General features: G+C 61.4%; 16 protein-coding genes. 8 read left to right on the top strand and 8 right to left on the bottom strand.

What is annotated here, in order from left to right; translation table 11 throughout:
- Positions 1-14 precede the first annotated feature (14 nt).
- Positions 15-1,295, bottom strand: coding sequence for a cytochrome b N-terminal domain-containing protein (locus tag HJC00_RS17835; protein WP_221158088.1), 1,281 nt, complete (start codon positions 1,293-1,295; stop codon positions 15-17).
- Positions 1,296-1,309: 14 nt separating this feature from the next.
- The gene (gene petA, locus HJC00_RS17830; protein ID WP_011426278.1) at positions 1,310-1,888 is read right to left on the bottom strand and encodes a ubiquinol-cytochrome c reductase iron-sulfur subunit; all 579 of its coding nucleotides are present in this window, start codon (positions 1,886-1,888) and stop codon (positions 1,310-1,312) included.
- Between the two features lie 286 nt (positions 1,889-2,174).
- Here petA and HJC00_RS17825 point away from each other — a divergent pair, with 286 nt between their 5' ends.
- The gene (locus HJC00_RS17825; protein ID WP_221155646.1) at positions 2,175-3,107 is read left to right on the top strand and encodes an endonuclease/exonuclease/phosphatase family protein; all 933 of its coding nucleotides are present in this window, start codon (positions 2,175-2,177) and stop codon (positions 3,105-3,107) included.
- Here the strand turns inward: HJC00_RS17825 and HJC00_RS17820 are convergent.
- Entirely contained in the window at positions 3,063-4,976 is a 1,914-nt protein-coding gene (locus HJC00_RS17820) for an ABC transporter ATP-binding protein (RefSeq protein ID WP_221158087.1), read from the bottom strand. The two genes, HJC00_RS17825 and HJC00_RS17820, sit on opposite strands and share 45 nt — an antisense overlap.
- 160 nt (positions 4,977-5,136) lie before the next feature.
- On the opposite strand from HJC00_RS17820, the gene HJC00_RS17815 reads away from it, so the two are divergent.
- The gene (locus HJC00_RS17815; RefSeq protein ID WP_210630456.1) at positions 5,137-5,367 is read left to right on the top strand and encodes a CopG family transcriptional regulator; all 231 of its coding nucleotides are present in this window, start codon (positions 5,137-5,139) and stop codon (positions 5,365-5,367) included.
- A 106-nt stretch (positions 5,368-5,473) separates the two neighbouring features.
- Here the strand turns inward: HJC00_RS17815 and HJC00_RS17810 are convergent, their stop codons facing one another.
- Positions 5,474-7,330: an ABC transporter ATP-binding protein gene (locus tag HJC00_RS17810; protein WP_221146961.1), complete on the bottom strand. Its 1,857-nt coding sequence runs from the start codon at positions 7,328-7,330 to the stop codon at positions 5,474-5,476.
- Between the two features lie 384 nt (positions 7,331-7,714).
- On the opposite strand from HJC00_RS17810, the gene HJC00_RS17805 reads away from it, so the two are divergent.
- Together HJC00_RS17805 and HJC00_RS17800 are read left to right on the top strand one after the other, a co-directional pair.
- Positions 7,715-8,176, top strand: coding sequence for a tRNA (cytidine(34)-2'-O)-methyltransferase (locus HJC00_RS17805; protein WP_221164419.1), 462 nt, complete (start codon positions 7,715-7,717; stop codon positions 8,174-8,176).
- Positions 8,177-8,371: 195 nt separating this feature from the next.
- Complete coding sequence (locus HJC00_RS17800; protein ID WP_221158085.1) at positions 8,372-10,018, top strand: Na/Pi cotransporter family protein; 1,647 nt, start codon at positions 8,372-8,374, stop codon at positions 10,016-10,018.
- A gap of 3 nt (positions 10,019-10,021) precedes the next feature.
- On the opposite strand, the gene HJC00_RS17795 is transcribed toward HJC00_RS17800, so the two are convergent.
- The gene (locus tag HJC00_RS17795) at positions 10,022-10,282 is read right to left on the bottom strand and encodes a hypothetical protein (RefSeq protein WP_221164418.1); all 261 of its coding nucleotides are present in this window, start codon (positions 10,280-10,282) and stop codon (positions 10,022-10,024) included.
- Positions 10,283-10,450: 168 nt separating this feature from the next.
- Between HJC00_RS17795 and hemF the strand changes: the two genes are divergently transcribed.
- The 3 genes from hemF to HJC00_RS17780 all read left to right on the top strand — a co-directional run bounded on the left by hemF (position 10,451) and on the right by HJC00_RS17780 (position 12,026).
- Positions 10,451-11,362 carry an oxygen-dependent coproporphyrinogen oxidase gene (hemF, locus tag HJC00_RS17790; RefSeq protein ID WP_210630452.1) on the top strand — a complete coding sequence of 304 codons (912 nt, stop codon included), beginning with the start codon at positions 10,451-10,453 and terminating at the stop codon, positions 11,360-11,362.
- A 102-nt stretch (positions 11,363-11,464) separates the two neighbouring features.
- Positions 11,465-11,728 carry a hypothetical protein gene (locus HJC00_RS17785; protein WP_210630451.1) on the top strand — a complete coding sequence of 88 codons (264 nt, stop codon included), beginning with the start codon at positions 11,465-11,467 and terminating at the stop codon, positions 11,726-11,728.
- Positions 11,729-11,840: 112 nt separating this feature from the next.
- A complete protein-coding gene (locus HJC00_RS17780) occupies positions 11,841-12,026 on the top strand; it encodes a DUF1059 domain-containing protein (protein WP_064806262.1) in 186 nt (61 codons plus the stop codon).
- Positions 12,027-12,096: 70 nt separating this feature from the next.
- Here HJC00_RS17780 and HJC00_RS17775 read toward each other — a convergent pair whose 3' ends face one another.
- From HJC00_RS17775 to HJC00_RS17765, 3 genes are read right to left on the bottom strand one after another with little or no spacing between them, the layout of a single operon-like run.
- Entirely contained in the window at positions 12,097-13,350 is a 1,254-nt protein-coding gene (locus HJC00_RS17775) for a CCA tRNA nucleotidyltransferase (protein WP_221158084.1), read from the bottom strand.
- Positions 13,347-13,997, bottom strand: coding sequence for a CoA pyrophosphatase (locus tag HJC00_RS17770; RefSeq protein WP_210630449.1), 651 nt, complete (start codon positions 13,995-13,997; stop codon positions 13,347-13,349). Before HJC00_RS17770 ends, HJC00_RS17775 begins: the two co-directional genes overlap by 4 nt.
- A complete protein-coding gene (locus HJC00_RS17765; RefSeq protein ID WP_221158083.1) occupies positions 13,994-14,617 on the bottom strand; it encodes a DUF1285 domain-containing protein in 624 nt (207 codons plus the stop codon). The genes HJC00_RS17770 and HJC00_RS17765 overlap by 4 nt, the downstream gene beginning before the upstream one ends.
- A gap of 158 nt (positions 14,618-14,775) precedes the next feature.
- Here HJC00_RS17765 and HJC00_RS17760 point away from each other — a divergent pair, with 158 nt between their 5' ends.
- Complete coding sequence (locus HJC00_RS17760; RefSeq protein ID WP_210630447.1) at positions 14,776-15,786, top strand: MoxR family ATPase; 1,011 nt, start codon at positions 14,776-14,778, stop codon at positions 15,784-15,786.
- Positions 15,787-15,790: the final 4 nt, after the last annotated feature.

The following is a 15,790-nucleotide window of genomic DNA, read 5'->3' as shown; positions in this document are numbered from 1 at the left end:
CTTCCGTCGCTCGCTTACGCATTGGCCGCCGCGGCGGCGCCAGTGGTCTTGTTGCGCTTTTCAAGCACCGCTTCAGTGATCGAGTTCGGGATGCGGCGCGGCGTTTCCACCAGACCCAGAACTGGCATCGCGACCAGGAAGAAGGCGAAGTAGAGAAGCGTGCAGATCTGCGACACGATGACGTAGCTGCCTTCCGCAGGCTGCGAACCGAGCCAGCCGAGGATGATCGCGTTGAACACGAACAGCCAGAAGAACAGCTTGTACCAGGGACGATAGACCGCCGAGCGGACCTTCGAGGTGTCAAGCCACGGCAGGAAGAAGAGCACGATGATTGCGCCGAACATCACGAGCACGCCACCGAGTTTGGAGTCGATCGGGCCGATGTTGAAGGTGATCGAACGCAGCATCGCGTAGAACGGCAGGAAGTACCATTCGGGAACGATGTGGGCGGGCGTCTTCAACGGATCGGCCGGGATGTAGTTATCGGCGTGACCGAGGAAGTTCGGCAGGTAGAAGACGAAATAGGCGTAAACGAGCAGAAAGACGGAGACGCCGAGGGCGTCCTTCATCGTCGCATAGGGCGTGAAACGCACCGTGTCCGTCTTCGTCTTGACCTCGACGCCGGTCGGGTTCGTCTGGCCGGTCACATGCAGCGCCCAGATATGCAGGACGACGACGCCCGCAATCATGAAAGGCAGCAGGTAATGCAGCGAGAAGAAACGGTTCAGCGTCGGCTGATCGACGGCAAAGCCGCCCAGCAGGAACTGCTGCACCCATTCGCCGACCAGCGGGAAGGCCGAAAAGAAGCCGGTAATGACGGTCGCGCCCCAGAAGGACATCTGCCCCCAGGGCAGGACGTAGCCCATGAAGCCCGTCGCCATCATCAGCAGGTAGATGACCACGCCCAGGATCCAGAGGATTTCGCGCGGTGCCTTGTAAGAGCCATAGTAGAGGCCCCGGGCAATGTGCAGATAGACGGCGACGAAGAAGAAGGATGCGCCGTTGGCATGCAGGTAGCGCAGCAGCCACCCGTGGTTTACGTCGCGCATGATCTTTTCAACGGAGTTGAAAGCGATCGTCGTGTCGGCGGCGTAGTGCATGGCGAGCACGACACCCGTCAGGATCTGCACGATCAGCATCACGGAAAGCATCGCGCCGAAGGTATAGGCGTAGTTCAGGTTTCTGGGAACCGGATATGCCACGAAGCTGTCATAGACCATGCGCGGCAGAGGCAGGCGCGCATCGACCCATTTTTCGAAGCCGGTTGATGGTTCGTAGCTGGAATGGCCACTCATAAATCAGTCTCCCCTCAACCGATCTTGATTTTGGTATCGGACACAAATGAAAAGGTCGGAATCGCCAGGTTCTGCGGCGCAGGGCCTTTGCGAATGCGGCCGGCCGTGTCGTAGACCGAGCCATGGCAGGGACAGAACCAACCATTGTACTCACCGGCCTGACCGAGCGGAACGCAACCGAGATGGGTGCAGGTGCCGATCATGACGATCCAATTTTCCTTGTCCTTGCCACCCGAACGGTCAACACCGGTTGCCTGCGCTTCAGGTGGAAGGTTTGCGTTGCGCGCGATCGGATCCTTGAGATCCGCCAGCGGAACATCAGCTGCCGCTTTCACCTCCTCCGGTGTGCGGTTGCGGATAAAGATCGGCTTGCCGCGCCACTTGACCGTCAGCGACATGCCGGGCTCAAGGCTCGCGACATCGACTTCGATGGAGGCAAGCGCCAGCGTCGATGCATCCGGACGCATCTGGTCGATGAACGGCCATGCGACAGCAACGGCGCCGACAGCGCCCGCCATACCAGTGGTGAGATAAAGGAAATCACGGCGAGTGGGCTCTGCTGAAGCCTCGCTTGTCGTTACGTGTTCGCTCACGGCTTAACCATCCTCTGCGCAATTATCGCGGAATTCCGCCCCGCCCCCTCTGCTGACGAATCGATCTGGACACATTTCGGCCATAGATTCCCCGGCAATCCGGCGCGTTCTAAGCTTGATCGCAAATTATGTCCAGCCTTGGCAAGGGGATGAGGGCACAATGTCGCGGGAAATTTCAGATGAATTTTTTACGGCAAACACCCGCTTGCCCTTATGTTGCATTGCAACACAAAAGCCACCGTGTTAGGCGCAACCGCAACGATGCCAGCCAGCCGGACCCGAGCGGATGAGAGACACGATCTTTTGCGTAATGAGCGTTCTCACAACCCTCGTTCTCGCTATCATCTCGCTGCGCTATGCCAAAGATTTCTATCTGCTTTCTCTTTTTTATAGCTTCCAGATCCATCTGGCAGCGGCCGCAGCAGTGGCCTCCGGCATAGCCCTCCTCTTCAAGCGCCATTGGTACGCGCTGCTGACACTTGGCGCATCGATGGTTCTCGCCGTCCACGGCATCGTGATGGCGCGTGAATTCGTCGAGCCTGAGGTAGACGAGAGCCGCCCTGCTCTCTTCAAGCTGATGTCCTTCAATATAGAGAATGACAATTTCGCAAACGGCGCTGATATCGCCGACATGGCGATCGGATCCGGCGCCGACGTCGTCAACATCCTCGAGGCCGAACCGGTATTGTCCGAATTGCCGCGACTGCTGAAGACATACCCCTATTACGTCGGCTGCGGCGTCGGCATGGAGCAATGCGATACGCTCGTCCTGTCGAAGCGCCCGCTGATCGAACCTCGCATCCGCAGCCTCGGCCTGCTGTGGCGCAACCGGCTGACGATCTCGACGATCGATTTCGACGGCCAGAAGGTCAACTTGCTCGCCGCGCACCTGACCAAACCCTATTATGACGAATTCCACGGCCTGGAAGTCGAAGATCTCGCCGAGATTATCTCTTCGCTGCCGGGACCGCTCGTGCTTGCTGGTGATTTCAATACGTCGATTCTGGCGCCGGATGTGCAGTATCTCATGCGCAGCCAAGGCTTGGGCACAGCATCGCTGGAGCCTGCGACATGGCCGATCGCCGCCGGCCCGCTCGGCATTTCGATCGATCACGTCTTCAGCAAAGCGCCCCTGCGGCTGAAATCGGTCCGCCGCATCGAGAACAGTTTCGGATCAAACCATTTTGGCCTCATGGCGGAATTCGTCCTCGATCCTTGAGCCTGCATCCTCGTCGGACGCGAGAAATCCGCCGGACTGGCGTGCCCAGAGTTCCGCATAGAGCCCGCCGCGGCGAAGCAGCTCGTCGTGGCTGCCCTCCTCGATAATCCGGCCAAGGTCGACGACGATCAGCCGGTCGAGCGCGGCGATCGTCGAAAGCCGGTGGGCGATTGCGAGCACTGTCTTTCCCTCCATGATCCGATGGAGATTGGACTGGATCGCTTCCTCCACTTCCGAATCGAGCGCCGACGTCGCTTCGTCGAGAACCAGGATCGGCGCGTCCTTCAGCATGACTCGCGCGATGGCGATGCGCTGCCGCTGCCCGCCCGATAGTTTGACGCCGCGTTCGCCGACATGCGCATCGAAACCTCTACGGCCCTGCTGATCCTGCAGGCGCGCAATGAAGTCCACAGCTTCGGCGCGTCGGGCCGCGTCGACCAGCCGCTCCTCGCCGGCATCCGGTCGTCCGAACAGGATATTGTCGCGCACGGAACGGTGCAGCAGCGACGTATCCTGGCTGACGACGCCGATCTGCATCCGCAGCGATTCCTGGGTCACGGCCGATATATCCTGACCGTCGACCAGGATGTGGCCGTCCTGGATGTCATAGAGGCGCAGCAGCAGATTCATCAGCGTTGATTTGCCGGCGCCCGAACGCCCGACGATCCCGACCTTCTCGCCCGGGCGGATGGTCAGGGAGAAATTCTCGACGGCGGGCTGCTGACCCTTGCCGTAGCGGAAGGAGACATTGTCAAAGCGGACGCCGGGCTGGCGGATCACCAGGCTCTTCGCATCCGGCCGATCGACGAGCCCGAGCGGCTGCGAAATCAGTTCGGCGGCGTTCTGAATGGTGCCGAGATTGCGCATGATGCCGTTGAACTGCGTCATCAGCCTGCCGAGCAGGAAATTCAGCCGGAGCACCAGCGCCAGCGAGAACGCCACCGCGCCCGAGCTGACGAGGCCGCGCAGCCAGAGATCGACGCTCAAGCCCGCCATCGTCACGATCATCAGGCCGGAGAGCAGCGCCATGGAGGCCCTCACACCGGTAATGAACCGCGTGAAGCGCAGCACCGTGTCCTGATAGATATCGAAACCTTGGCGCATGTAGCGGTCGCTCTCTTCATCGCGCGCGAACAGCTTCAGTGTCTGCATATTGCTATAGGCGTCGACCATCCGGCCGTTCAGCATCGATCCGGCCTCCGCCGTTTCGCGCGAGTGATGGCGGATCCGCGGGACGAAGTGGCGGGCAAGCAGGCTGAAGGCGCCAAGCCAGAACAGCACGACGGCGGCGAGCGTAAAGTCCAGCCTGGCGACGAGCACGAGCGTCGTTACCGCATAAATTCCGACAAACCAGACGCTTTCCATCAACGAGGTGACGAGATCCCCGGTTGCCTGGCCGGCCGACCAGACCTTGGTGACGATACGCCCGGAGAAATCGCTCTGAAAGAACGACAATGATTGCCTTGAGACATGGAGATAAGATTGCCAACGTGCTAGATTGTAGAAGCCCGGCGTGATCACCTGCTGATCGACGAGGGCAATCAGGAAGGCAACGACGAAGCGCACGAGCCCGATGAGAGCGAGCATGCCGAACAGCTCGCCGCCATGGGCCGCGATAAGACCGCTCCAGCCGGCGCCGGGCGCAATACTAGCGAGAATATCGACGAGGCGTCCGACGAACCAGAAGAGTGCGGCCTCGATTGCCGCCGACGTGCCGCCGAGAATGAGCATGGCGATGAACGGCATCTTCGCCTGGCCGATGTAGAACCAGATGAAACCGAGCGTAGCGCGCGGCGGCTGCAAGTCGTCGCGCCGGCGGAACGGATCGATCCAGGTTTCAAACAGGCGGAAGAGGGGTCGCAGAAACATGCAAGCGATATAGGCGGATTGAGGGGAGTGGCAAAGGGAATGAAAAGCGGACGCAACCTTATATTTTGGTAATAGACGATAACATCGGCGGCATCGCCATTGATTGCCCCCGAACCCGTCACAATCTGACGATAGGATCGCGCTTAACCGGAGAGACGTCATGGAAACGAAAATGCTCGATGCGCATATTCCGCTTCCGCTTGCAGAAAGGTTGGATGCCCTGGCTCTCGACCTGGCGTTGCCGCGCGACGAGATCGTCATCGAGGCTATCGCCGCCTGGCTCGACAGCGAGGAGCGCCGCCGCATCGTGGCGCTGCGCACGATCGCGGCCGCCAACAGCATCGTCGTCGTCGGACATGACCGCGTGATCGACTGGGCCGACAGTCTTTGAAAAGAACGCCGGCACGAGCGCATCCGGTCTTCGACAATCGTCTCGCGAGCACAAATCATCGAAATCATGAAAATGCCCTCCCCGCTCACGCCGGGAGGGTCGATTCTTATTCCGCGGCCTCTTCCGCCTCTTCGGCATGATCGGAGAGGAAGCCGCCGGACTGGCGGTTCCAGAGGTCGGCGTAGATGCCGCCGCTTCCGATCAGTTCGGCGTGCGAACCGGCCTCGACGATCCGCCCCTTGTCGAGCACGATCAGCCGGTCCATCTCCGTCAGCGTCGAAAGCCGGTGGGCGATCGCGATCACCGTCTTGCCCTCCATCAGGGCGAAGAGGTTTTCTTGGATCGCCGCCTCGACTTCGGAATCGAGTGCCGAGGTTGCCTCGTCGAGCACGAGGATCGGCGCATCCTTTAGGAAGACGCGGGCGATCGCGATCCGCTGCCGCTGACCACCTGAGAGCTTGACGCCGCGCTCGCCGACCTGCGCGTCGAGCCCCTGGCGGCCCTGCATGTCAACGAGCCCTTCGATGAACTCCCAGGCATTGGCGCGTTTGGCCGCTTCGATCACTTCGGCGTCGGTGGCCTCCGGCCGGCCATAGGCGATGTTGTCGCGGATCGAACGGTGCAGCAGCGAGGTGTCCTGCGTCACCACGCCGATCAGCGAACGCAGGCTCTCCTGCGAGACGCCTGATATATCCTGCCCGTCGATCGTGATGCGGCCGGCCTCCAGGTCATAGAAGCGCAGCAGCAGGTTCATCAGCGTCGTCTTGCCGGCGCCGGAACGACCGACCAGACCCACCTTCTCGCCTGCCTTGATGTCAAGCGACAGATTGTCGATGACACCCTTGCCCTTGCCATAGTGGAAGCGAATGCGATCGTAATGGATCGCCCCCTTCTTGGCCGTCATTGCGGGCGCATTCGGCTGGTCGATGATGTCGTGCTGCTTGCTCATCATCTCCATGCCGTCATAGACCGTGCCGATATTCTCGAACAGCGCCGAGACTTCCCACATGATCCACTGCGACATGCCGTTGACGCGCATGGCAAGACCGATGGCGATGGCGATCGCTCCGACCGAGATCGCCCCGTTCAGCCAAAACCAGATCGACAGGCCCGAGACGACAAAGAGCGCGACGCAGTTGTTCAGGTAGACGCTGATATGGAACAGCGTCACCTTTCGCATCTGCTTGTGCACGGTCTGCAGGAACTCGTCCATGCCCTGTTTGGCATAAATCTCCTCGCGTCCCGCATGCGAGAACAGCTTGACGGTTGCGATGTTCGTATAGCTGTCGACCACGCGGCCCGTCATCATCGAGCGCGCATCCGCCTGCTGGGCCGCGATCTTGCGAAGCCGGGGCACGAAGTAAGAGACGATGCTGACATAGACTGCGAGCCAGATGAGGATCGGGATCATCAGCCGCCAGTCGGCCGCGGCAATCACGATGATCATCGTCAGGAAATAGCTGACGACATAGACGAAGACGTCGAGGATCTTCATCACCGTTTCGCGCACGGCCAGCGAGGTCTGCATCACCTTGGTCGCGACACGCCCGGCAAACTCGTTGGCGAAGAAGGTCATGCTGTGGCGCAGCAGGAAGCGGTGCATCTGCCAGCGCGCCATCATCGGATAATTGCCGAGCAGCATCTGGTGCATGATGAGGGAATCGAGCCCTGCCGCCAGCGGCAAGCCGACCAGCACCAGAGCCGCCATCCAGAACAGCTTGTGGCCTTCCGTCTGCAGGAAGGTGGCGCGATCGGCATTGGTCAGCCAGTCGACGATGTCGCCGAGGAACTGGAAGAGCGCCACTTCGCCGATGGCAATCAGCGACGTCAGCACCGCCATCAGGCCGAGCCACGGCGCTGCCGGCTTGCTGTAATGCCAGCAGAAGGCAAAGAGACCTTTCGGGGGGGCGACGGGCTCCTCGCTCGGAAAGGGATTGAGTCGCTGCTCGAACCAGCCAAACATGAAATTGCTCCGAAACATCACCGTTCCGGCTCCCGGCTTCGCGCCATCCCGGCGCATGCAAGCACATATGGGAACCGGACGTTCAAGGGGCGAGGCTGAAACAGCCGCACAATGGATCAAAAGGGAAGTTTTAGAAAAAAGCCCGCTCTAGCGGTGCCATGTCGCCTTGATCGGCATCACGGCAGGAAAGCGCGTAATGAGCAAAATATTCATGCGGCCCTCCCTGCTGGCGTTCGAAGATGTGCATGCATAACGCGAAAAGTGCGAAACTTCCAGACCTGAACTTGCGCAAATAGCACGTTTTAGGGCCAAACCGCGTCCTGTTGCGCCGAAATCACAGTTGTATTAGGCCTCCCCGCGTCTAAACGAACAAGCGGCGTATACATGGCGAACCTCAGACTTGCACTTTATCAGCCGGACATTCCCGGCAATACCGGCACGATCCTGCGCCTTGCAGCCTGCCTCGGCTTTGCCGTGGATCTGATCGAGCCCGCCGGCTTCGACGTCTCCGACCGCAACCTGAAACGATCGGGCATGGATTATATCGCCGCCGCCGCGCTGACCCGCCACGTCAGCTGGGACCGCTTCGAGACCTGGCGCGCCACATCAGGCCGGCGCCTGATCCTCGCCTCGACCAAGGCCGCCGACCGCTACACCGACTTCGCCTTCCGCCCGGATGATGTCCTGCTGTTTGGGCGCGAAAGCGCCGGCGTGCCGGATCACGTGCACGAGAGAGCCGACGCCCGCATCCTCGTTCCGATGGTCGAAGGCCAGCGGTCGATCAATGTCGCAATCTCGGCGGCCATGATCGTCGGCGAGGCGATGCGCCAAACCGTCTGGGCTTGATCGGCGGCTGTCTGAACGGATTGCCGAATATATCAACAAGTGTCGGAAATCGACATTGTCAATCGATCAAACCGGCGTATATTCATTAGCCGGACAATCAAAGCCCCCGCACGATCTTCACAATTTCAATAACTTGGGAAGATTGGCCATCAGGCCGATGCCCATAGACTGACGAAAGCAGAATAAAACAAGAAAATGGATTCTACGATCATCATGATCAACCTGTTCGGAGCCGTGGCGCTGCTGCTGTTCGGCCTCGCGCAGGTGAAGGACGGCGTGTCCAGGGCCTTCGGCGCCCGGCTGAGAACGGGGCTGGCGACCGGCACGCGCGGCGGCCTTCGCTCATTCCTGTCGGGACTTGTCGCGACCGTCGCGCTGCAGAGCTCGACGGCAACAGCGCTGATGACCGCCTCCTTCGTCGAACGTGATCTGATCAATCCGCGCATGGCCCAGCTCGTCCTGCTCGGCGCCAATGTCGGCACGGCGATCACTGCATGGATCGTCGCGACAGGCATCGAATGGCTCTCACCGCTCCTGATCCTCTCCGGCATCGTGCTTTACCGCGGCCGCTCCAGCACCCGCCAAGGCGGCGGCGCAGCGCTGATCGGGATCGGCCTGATGCTGTTGTCGCTGCATCTCCTGAGCCTTGCGACGGAGCCGATGCGCGCCTCCCCCGCTCTCGCCGCTTTCATCAGTCTGCTGGATGGCGCTCTGCCCGTGGCGCTCCTTTTCTCGGCAGCGCTCGCCTTCGTCTCATCGTCCAGTCTGGCTGTGGTGGTGCTCATCCTATCGCTCGCCTCGGCCGGCCTGATCTCTGCCGAACTCGTCATCGTGCTCGTGCTCGGCGCCAATCTCGGCGGCGCGATACCGCCCGTCGTCGCGACGATGTCCGGGCCGGTTTCGGCGCGACGCGTCACGTTCGGCAATCTCGCCGTCCGTGCGCTCGGCTGCATAATCGCCCTGCCGCTCGCGGGCTACGGCGCGGAATTCATTCAGGTGCTGCCCTTCGGACCGTCAAAGCTCCCAGTCGATGCGCATCTGCTTTTCAATGTTCTGCTCGCCGCCCTCGCCTGGCCCTTTTCGAGGCCGCTCGCCACGCTGATGACCCGTCTGGTTCCGGATCAGGCCGAGCCGGACACGGCTCCGAAATATCTGGACGCCCATGAGCTTTCGACGCCCGTCATTGCTTTGACAAGCGCCACCCGCGAAGTGCTCGGCATCGGCGACCTCATCGAGCGCATGCTGATCCGAGTCTCCGAGGCCTTCGAAGGCAATGACTCTTCCAAGCTTTCCGAAATCGCGATCCTCGAAGAGCGTGTCGACAAGCTGCAGCAGGCGGTGAAGGTCTATCTCTCGAAGCTCGGCCGCGAGGGGCTCAGCGACGAGAACGCCCGCCGTTCGATCGTTATCATCGATTATGCCATCAATCTCGAACATATGGGCGATATCATCGAGAAAGGCTTGCTGGAGCAGATATCGAAGAAGATCTCGCTCGGGCTCAGGTTTTCCGACGACGGTCATCAGGAATTGCGTAAGCTGTTCGACCTGACGATCGACAATCTTCGTGTCGCCCAGACGATCTTCGTCACTCGCGATTTCAATCTTGCGCGTCAGATGATGGAGACAAAGGTAGAGGTCCGGCGCATGGAGAAACAGTCGGCCGAACACCATCTGGAGCGCCTGCGTGACGGACGCGCCGACAGTCTGCAGACAAGCTCGCTGCATCTCGATATGCTGCGTGACCTGAAGAGGATCAACGCCCACATCGTCTCGGTGGCGCATCCGATCCTGGATGAAAGCGGCCTTCTGATCGAAAGCCGCGTGCGTGCTGTCGCGGAGTGACGGTCAGTCGGCCGAAGGCAGACGGCGCATGGTGAATTCGATCTGGTCGCCGTCGAGCTGACGCCAGCTTTCGACCTCGGTCCAATAGGCCGCTTTCGGATATTCGTCGAACCATTCGCGCGCCTTGGCGCGGGCATCGAGGAGGCCGAGGCAATATGTCTCACGCACGAAATGGTCTTTCTTGCGGGCAGGATTTTCCGCCCGGTGTCTCGCAATTCTGCGCTTCAGGCCGTCGAAGGACGGAGGTCCTGGAATTTTTGCCATCAACCCTACCTCTGCCGAAAAGATAGTATCGAAACCCTTGCTTTGCGAGTCGAATCTCGATGCCCCGGCCGCAGCCTTGGCGAGAGGCGGCGCCACCTGCTAGATGTGGCGGGCAACAGGGAATGAGCGAGTCGCATCCTGAACGGATGCCGGCCGCGGAGGCGTGACATGGAAAGACCGGAACTGCCGATCGGCTTGCCTGCGGATATCGAAGAGAAGAAGGCGGCCGCCCGCAACTGGTTCGAAGGACTGCGCGATACGATCTGCGCCTCCTTCGAAGCCCTCGAAGACGAACTGCAAGGCCCCTTGTCCGATCAGGAGCCCGGCCGCTTCGTCGCCAAGGACTGGTCGCGTGAAGAAGGCGCCGGCGGCGGTGGCCGCATGTCGATGATGGAAGGCCGCGTGTTCGAGAAGGTCGGCGTCCACACCTCTACCGTTCACGGCGAATTCTCACCGGACTTTCGCACCCAGATACCGGGTGCCAAGGACGATCCGCGTTTCTGGGCCTCGGGCATTTCGCTGATCGCCCATCCCGTCAACCCCAATGTTCCCACGGTGCATATGAACACCCGCATGGTGGTCACAACAAGCCGCTGGTTCGGCGGCGGCGCCGATCTGACGCCGGTGCTGTCGCGCCGCCGCACCCAGGAGGATGAGGACAGCCAGCTCTTCCACAAAGCCATGGAAATCGCCTGCCGAAACCATGCCGTCGCCGATTACGATGCCTACAAGGGCTGGTGCGACGACTATTTTTTCCTCAAGCATCGCAACGAGCCCCGCGGCATCGGCGGCATCTTCTTCGATTGGCTGCATTCGAGCGAAGAAGCCGGCGGCTGGGACGCCGATTTCGCCTTCACGCGCGATGTCGGCAGGGCTTTCGCCATGGTCTATCCGAAGATCGTTCGCTCCAACTTCAACAAGTTGTGGACGGAGGCCGATCGTGACGAACAATTGATCCGCCGGGGCCGCTACGTCGAATTCAATCTGCTGTATGATCGCGGCACGATCTTCGGCCTGAAGACCGGCGGCAACGTCGAATCCATTCTCTCCTCGCTGCCGCCTGTCGTGCGCTGGCCGTGAGACTGTAAAATCTCATCGATTATTCGAACTGAGGGACCTTCATAAAAATTCAGTGAGTCCTAACTTTATATGTACGTGCGTAACAATCGGAGGAGGATTGTCATGACGACAGAAAGCGGCTCGCCTGCGTCCACGGATGTCCAGGAAACATTCCGTGCAATCGACACACCCGAGTTCCTTATCCGCATTGCCGAGAAACTGCGGGCCAAGAGTGGCTCCGATCTGCCGCTGTGCTGCTTCATCGAGCAGGTCAAGCTGCAACTGGCCGGCGGAAAGTCGCCGGAGGAACTGCAGAACGACGCAGCCAACAGCAACACGCCCGGCCATCTCTCGGATACTTTCAAAGCCTGGGCGATGCCCGACTGAACACCTTCTCCGGTCGCCACCTCCTGCCGGCCGGAACCTTCTCTTCGCACGTACATTTCATCAATCGCGTGAGAACGCGATGGCCGTTGCGTTCCAGACAGAGGAGAAAACCATGCGACTTTTCGAATGTGGCACGCTCGTTCCCGGCTGCGCCTGGCACACCCGGGCGGATAATGACGCAGAAGTGGTTCGCCGCGCCGTTGAGCACCTGAAGACTGCTCACGGCGAAACGATCATACGCGAAAACATGGTTGACAACATCAAGGCACGCATCCGCGACGAGGCCACCGCCGCCTGAGAGCGGGTGCCCGCGTCCTGGCAGCGACGACTATGACAGCGCCGCATCCACCCGATGCGGCGTATAATCCCTATTGGATGCGTTCCTGCAGCCGGGCGAGCAGTGCTGGCCGGTCAGCGGCGAAATTCTCCTCTACCCACTGGTTTTCCAGCACCGCAAGCAGTTCCCCGACGCGGGGACCGGATGCGATGCCCGCCGCAATCACATCGCCGCCATTTAGAGGAAATTGCGGCTTCTTCCAGTTCACGGCCTGATCCAGGAGCTTGCCGAGCCGCGCGGAGCGCGCCATTTCGCCAAGATCGCCTTCGGCCTTGCCGCGCGCAACGCCGAGCGCCAACTTCAGCCGCGTCGTGATACCGTCCGCGCCGTTGCGGTAAAGCAGTCGCTCGAAGGCGGCCGGCGATATCTCGTCATTGACCGGTTCCGCTTTCGCCCAGGCCGTCAGGGTGGCGGCTTCCGCATTCGAGAGCTTCAGCCGGGCCGCAAGCGCCGTGAGCCGCGCCGCATCGGGCGGCACGATCGCCGCAAGGCGCAGCAGCGGATCGGGCGTCCAGCCGAGCGCCTTTTCGGTGGCAACGAGAGAAGGGATTGCATCGATCCCCCACCGCTCCGATTCCGGCAGGATTTCCGTCAGCACCGCCACCTGCCGCATCCAGAGCAGCGCCCGGCCGGGATCGCCGGCACCAAGCAGCTTTCTAAGCTCCGACCAGACGCGCTCGGCCGAGAGCGTCTTCAGTTTCGAACGCGCCGCAGCACAGGCTTTCAGACCCTCGGGATCCGGCCGCCCGGAACCGTAATAGGCGAAGAAGCGGAAGAAGCGCAGGATGCGCAGATAGTCCTCGGCGATACGCCTTGCCGCATCGCCGATGAAGCGGATTTTGCGCGTCTCGATGTCCGCAAGCCCGCCGACGAGATCCACCACCTCGCCCTTGGCATCGGCATAGAGCGCGTTGATCGTCAGGTCGCGCCGTTCGGCATCGGCCTTCCAATCGGTGCTGAAAGCGACCTTGGCGCGGCGTCCGTCGGTCTCGACATCGGTACGCAGGGTCGTCACCTCGAAGGGCTTGCCGTCGATGACGAGCGTCACCGTGCCGTGCTGCAGCCCTGTCGGCACCGCCTTGATGCCGGCCACTGCTGCCCGCTCCATGACAATTTCGGGCGCCAGCGTCGTGGCGATGTCGATATCGCTGACCGGCAGGCCCATCAGGCTGTTGCGCACCGCGCCGCCAACCACCCGTCCTTCCCCGTCATCGGTATTGAGAAGTGCCAGGACCCGGGCGAGCGCCGGATCGCGGAACCATGCCTGGTCGGCAATGCCGGTCATGCGTAAAGCCTTTCGTAGAGCGTGCGGACGATGCCGGCGGTGATGCCCCAGATCATTCTGGTTTCATAGGGCATGCGGTAGAAATGCCGGTCGATGCCGTCGATCACGCGCCTGTCGCGGTTATGATTGGCCGGATTCATCAGGAAGGAGAGCGGCACCTCGAACACCTCGTCCACCTCGGCCGGGTTCGGCGTCAGCGCGAAACCCCGCTTAACGACGCCGAGCACGGGCGTGATGCGGAAGCCGGTCGAAGCGAGATAATTCGGCAGCCTGCCGACTGTCTCGACGAAGGAACCGGGCAGGCCGATTTCCTCCTCCGTCTCGCGGATCGCCGCCATTTCGGGCGAGATATCGGCCGGATCGATCGAGCCGCCGGGAAAGGCGATCTGACCGGAATGTTTGCGCAGCGTCGCCGTGCGCTTGGTGAAGATCACCCGCGCTTCCTCGCCGTCGTCGACGACGGGCACGAGCACGGCGGCATCGCGCAGCTTGAAGGTCGCAATCTCCTCCACGATATCGGGGTTGAGGATATGGTCGCCGTGATCACGCCAGGCATGGTCCACCGGCCCGCCATTCTGATCGAGCGCACGGCGGCGGAATTCAGCTGCTGAGAACAGCGGATAACGTTGGGTGATCGCATCGTTCATCGGGAAAGCGCATCCAGTTCGTCGGCCGGCATGACGGGAAAGACCTCGCCGGCGGAGCAGACCGCAAACATCGCCCGCCCCTCCACGTCGAGCGTCTCGCCGAGTGCCGCCAGTTCATACATCACCGCACGCGACACCAGCGCCTCCAGCCGCCCGCGCACATGCAGATAGGGTTTCAGTTCAGCATTGCCGCCCGCAATGGCAAAGCGCAGCCGATGCCCTCCTCCCGCCTCCACGACATCACCGACATTGGTGCGGAATGTCAGTACCTGTTTGCCCTCCCGCTCCGTCACGCTCATCTCCACGGCGACGAACGGCGCGTCCACGACCCTGATCCCGACCTTTTCCACAGGAGTTACGAGATAGGTCTTTTCGTCCTCGTCCTTGCGCAACACCGTCGAAAAAAGCCGCACCAGCGCCGGCCGGGCGATCGGCGTGCCCATGTAGAACCAGGTGCCGTCGGCCCTAATCTCCATGTCGATATCCCCGCAGAAGGGCGGATTCCACCGTTCGACCGGGGGCAATCCTCGTTTTTTGCCGGCGGTTTCCTGCGACGCGCGCGAAATCAGCGCGGCAAGCCCCGCCGCATCCGCCTGTCCGCTGATTTCTTCGGCTGCCATTCTTCCGTCCCGGTTTGTCCTTAACGAAGTGAAGTCACGAGATAGTCATTCGTAACGAACTTGTCAGCCCGTCGCATCTCCATAACTCTATCGAGTATGAGGCAGATGTATAAGTCCGCCGATTCGCTGCCGAATGATTTCAGCCGTTGGAGATGCCCGTGGGTATGATGAAGACCGAAGCCAGCCTCGATGAAAAGGCGATCGTCGCCGCCGCCGAAAGGGCGCTCTCCGATATCGCTGCCATCCGCGGGGAAGTCTCCAAAGTGATCTTCGGTCAGGAGAGCGTCGTCGAGAACACCATCCTCGCCGTGCTATCAGGCGGCCATGCCCTGCTCGTCGGCGTCCCCGGCCTTGCCAAGACCCGCTTGGTGACGACACTCGGCGAGGTGCTCGGCCTTGCTGCCAACCGCGTCCAGTTCACGCCAGACCTGATGCCTTCCGATATTCTGGGGTCGGAGGTGATGGATCAGGACGACAGCGGCCGCCGTTCCTTCCGTTTCGTCAAAGGCCCGGTCTTCGCCCAGCTCCTGATGGCCGACGAAATCAACCGCGCCTCGCCGCGCACTCAGTCGGCGCTTCTGCAGGCGATGCAGGAATATCACATCACCATCGCCGGCCAGCGCTATGACCTGCCGGCTCCCTTCCATGTGCTCGCCACCCAGAACCCCCTGGAGCAGGAAGGCACCTATCCTCTGCCCGAGGCCCAGCTCGACCGCTTCCTGCTGCAGGTCGACGTCAACTATCCCGAGCTCGCCGCCGAGCGACAGATCCTGCTCGAGACCACAGGCCTCGGCGAAACCCGGCCAGAAGCCGTCATCGATGCGCAACGGCTGATCGAAATCCAGGCCCTGGTGCGCCAGATGCCGGTGAGCGAGACGGTCGTCGACGCCATCCTTTCGCTGGTGCGCTCCGCCCGCCCCGGTCAGGGGAATGCCTCGACCGACAAGAACGTCGCCTGGGGTCCGGGCCCGCGCGCCGGCCAGGCGATGATGCTCTGCGCGCGCGCCCGCGCGCTCTACGAGGGCCGCCTCGCCCCGTCCCTCGATGATATCTTCGCGCTTGCCGAACCCATTCTTCAGCACCGCATGGCGCTGACCTTCGCCGCCCGCGCCGAAGGCATGTCGGTGCGCGACGTCATTGCCGGCCTGGTCAGGCAGGCAAAGGGATAAGGAA

The organism is Rhizobium sp. NLR22b, assembly GCF_019685295.1.
GTDB lineage: Bacteria > Pseudomonadota > Alphaproteobacteria > Rhizobiales > Rhizobiaceae > Rhizobium.
Note: the sequence above shows the minus strand (reverse complement) of the source record. Positions and strands in the feature narration are given on the sequence as shown.

Excerpts from the sequence above, each read along its gene's own strand:
- HJC00_RS17825 (WP_221155646.1), top strand. The coding sequence starts at position 2,175 with ATGAGAGACACGATCTTTTGCGTAATGAGCGTTCTCACAACCCTCGTT.
- hemF (WP_210630452.1), top strand. The coding sequence starts at position 10,451 with ATGGAAAGACCGGAACTGCCGATCGGCTTGCCTGCGGATATCGAAGAG.
- HJC00_RS17780 (WP_064806262.1), top strand. The coding sequence starts at position 11,841 with ATGCGACTTTTCGAATGTGGCACGCTCGTTCCCGGCTGCGCCTGGCAC.
- HJC00_RS17765 (WP_221158083.1), bottom strand. The coding sequence starts at position 14,617 with ATGGCAGCCGAAGAAATCAGCGGACAGGCGGATGCGGCGGGGCTTGCC.
- HJC00_RS17775 (WP_221158084.1), bottom strand. The coding sequence starts at position 13,350 with ATGACCGGCATTGCCGACCAGGCATGGTTCCGCGATCCGGCGCTCGCC.
- HJC00_RS17835 (WP_221158088.1), bottom strand. The coding sequence starts at position 1,295 with ATGAGTGGCCATTCCAGCTACGAACCATCAACCGGCTTCGAAAAATGG.
- HJC00_RS17815 (WP_210630456.1), top strand. The coding sequence starts at position 5,137 with ATGGAAACGAAAATGCTCGATGCGCATATTCCGCTTCCGCTTGCAGAA.
- HJC00_RS17785 (WP_210630451.1), top strand. The coding sequence starts at position 11,465 with ATGACGACAGAAAGCGGCTCGCCTGCGTCCACGGATGTCCAGGAAACA.
- HJC00_RS17770 (WP_210630449.1), bottom strand. The coding sequence starts at position 13,997 with ATGAACGATGCGATCACCCAACGTTATCCGCTGTTCTCAGCAGCTGAA.
- HJC00_RS17805 (WP_221164419.1), top strand. The coding sequence starts at position 7,715 with ATGGCGAACCTCAGACTTGCACTTTATCAGCCGGACATTCCCGGCAAT.
- HJC00_RS17810 (WP_221146961.1), bottom strand. The coding sequence starts at position 7,330 with ATGTTTGGCTGGTTCGAGCAGCGACTCAATCCCTTTCCGAGCGAGGAG.
- HJC00_RS17795 (WP_221164418.1), bottom strand. The coding sequence starts at position 10,282 with ATGGCAAAAATTCCAGGACCTCCGTCCTTCGACGGCCTGAAGCGCAGA.
- HJC00_RS17820 (WP_221158087.1), bottom strand. The coding sequence starts at position 4,976 with ATGTTTCTGCGACCCCTCTTCCGCCTGTTTGAAACCTGGATCGATCCG.
- HJC00_RS17800 (WP_221158085.1), top strand. The coding sequence starts at position 8,372 with ATGGATTCTACGATCATCATGATCAACCTGTTCGGAGCCGTGGCGCTG.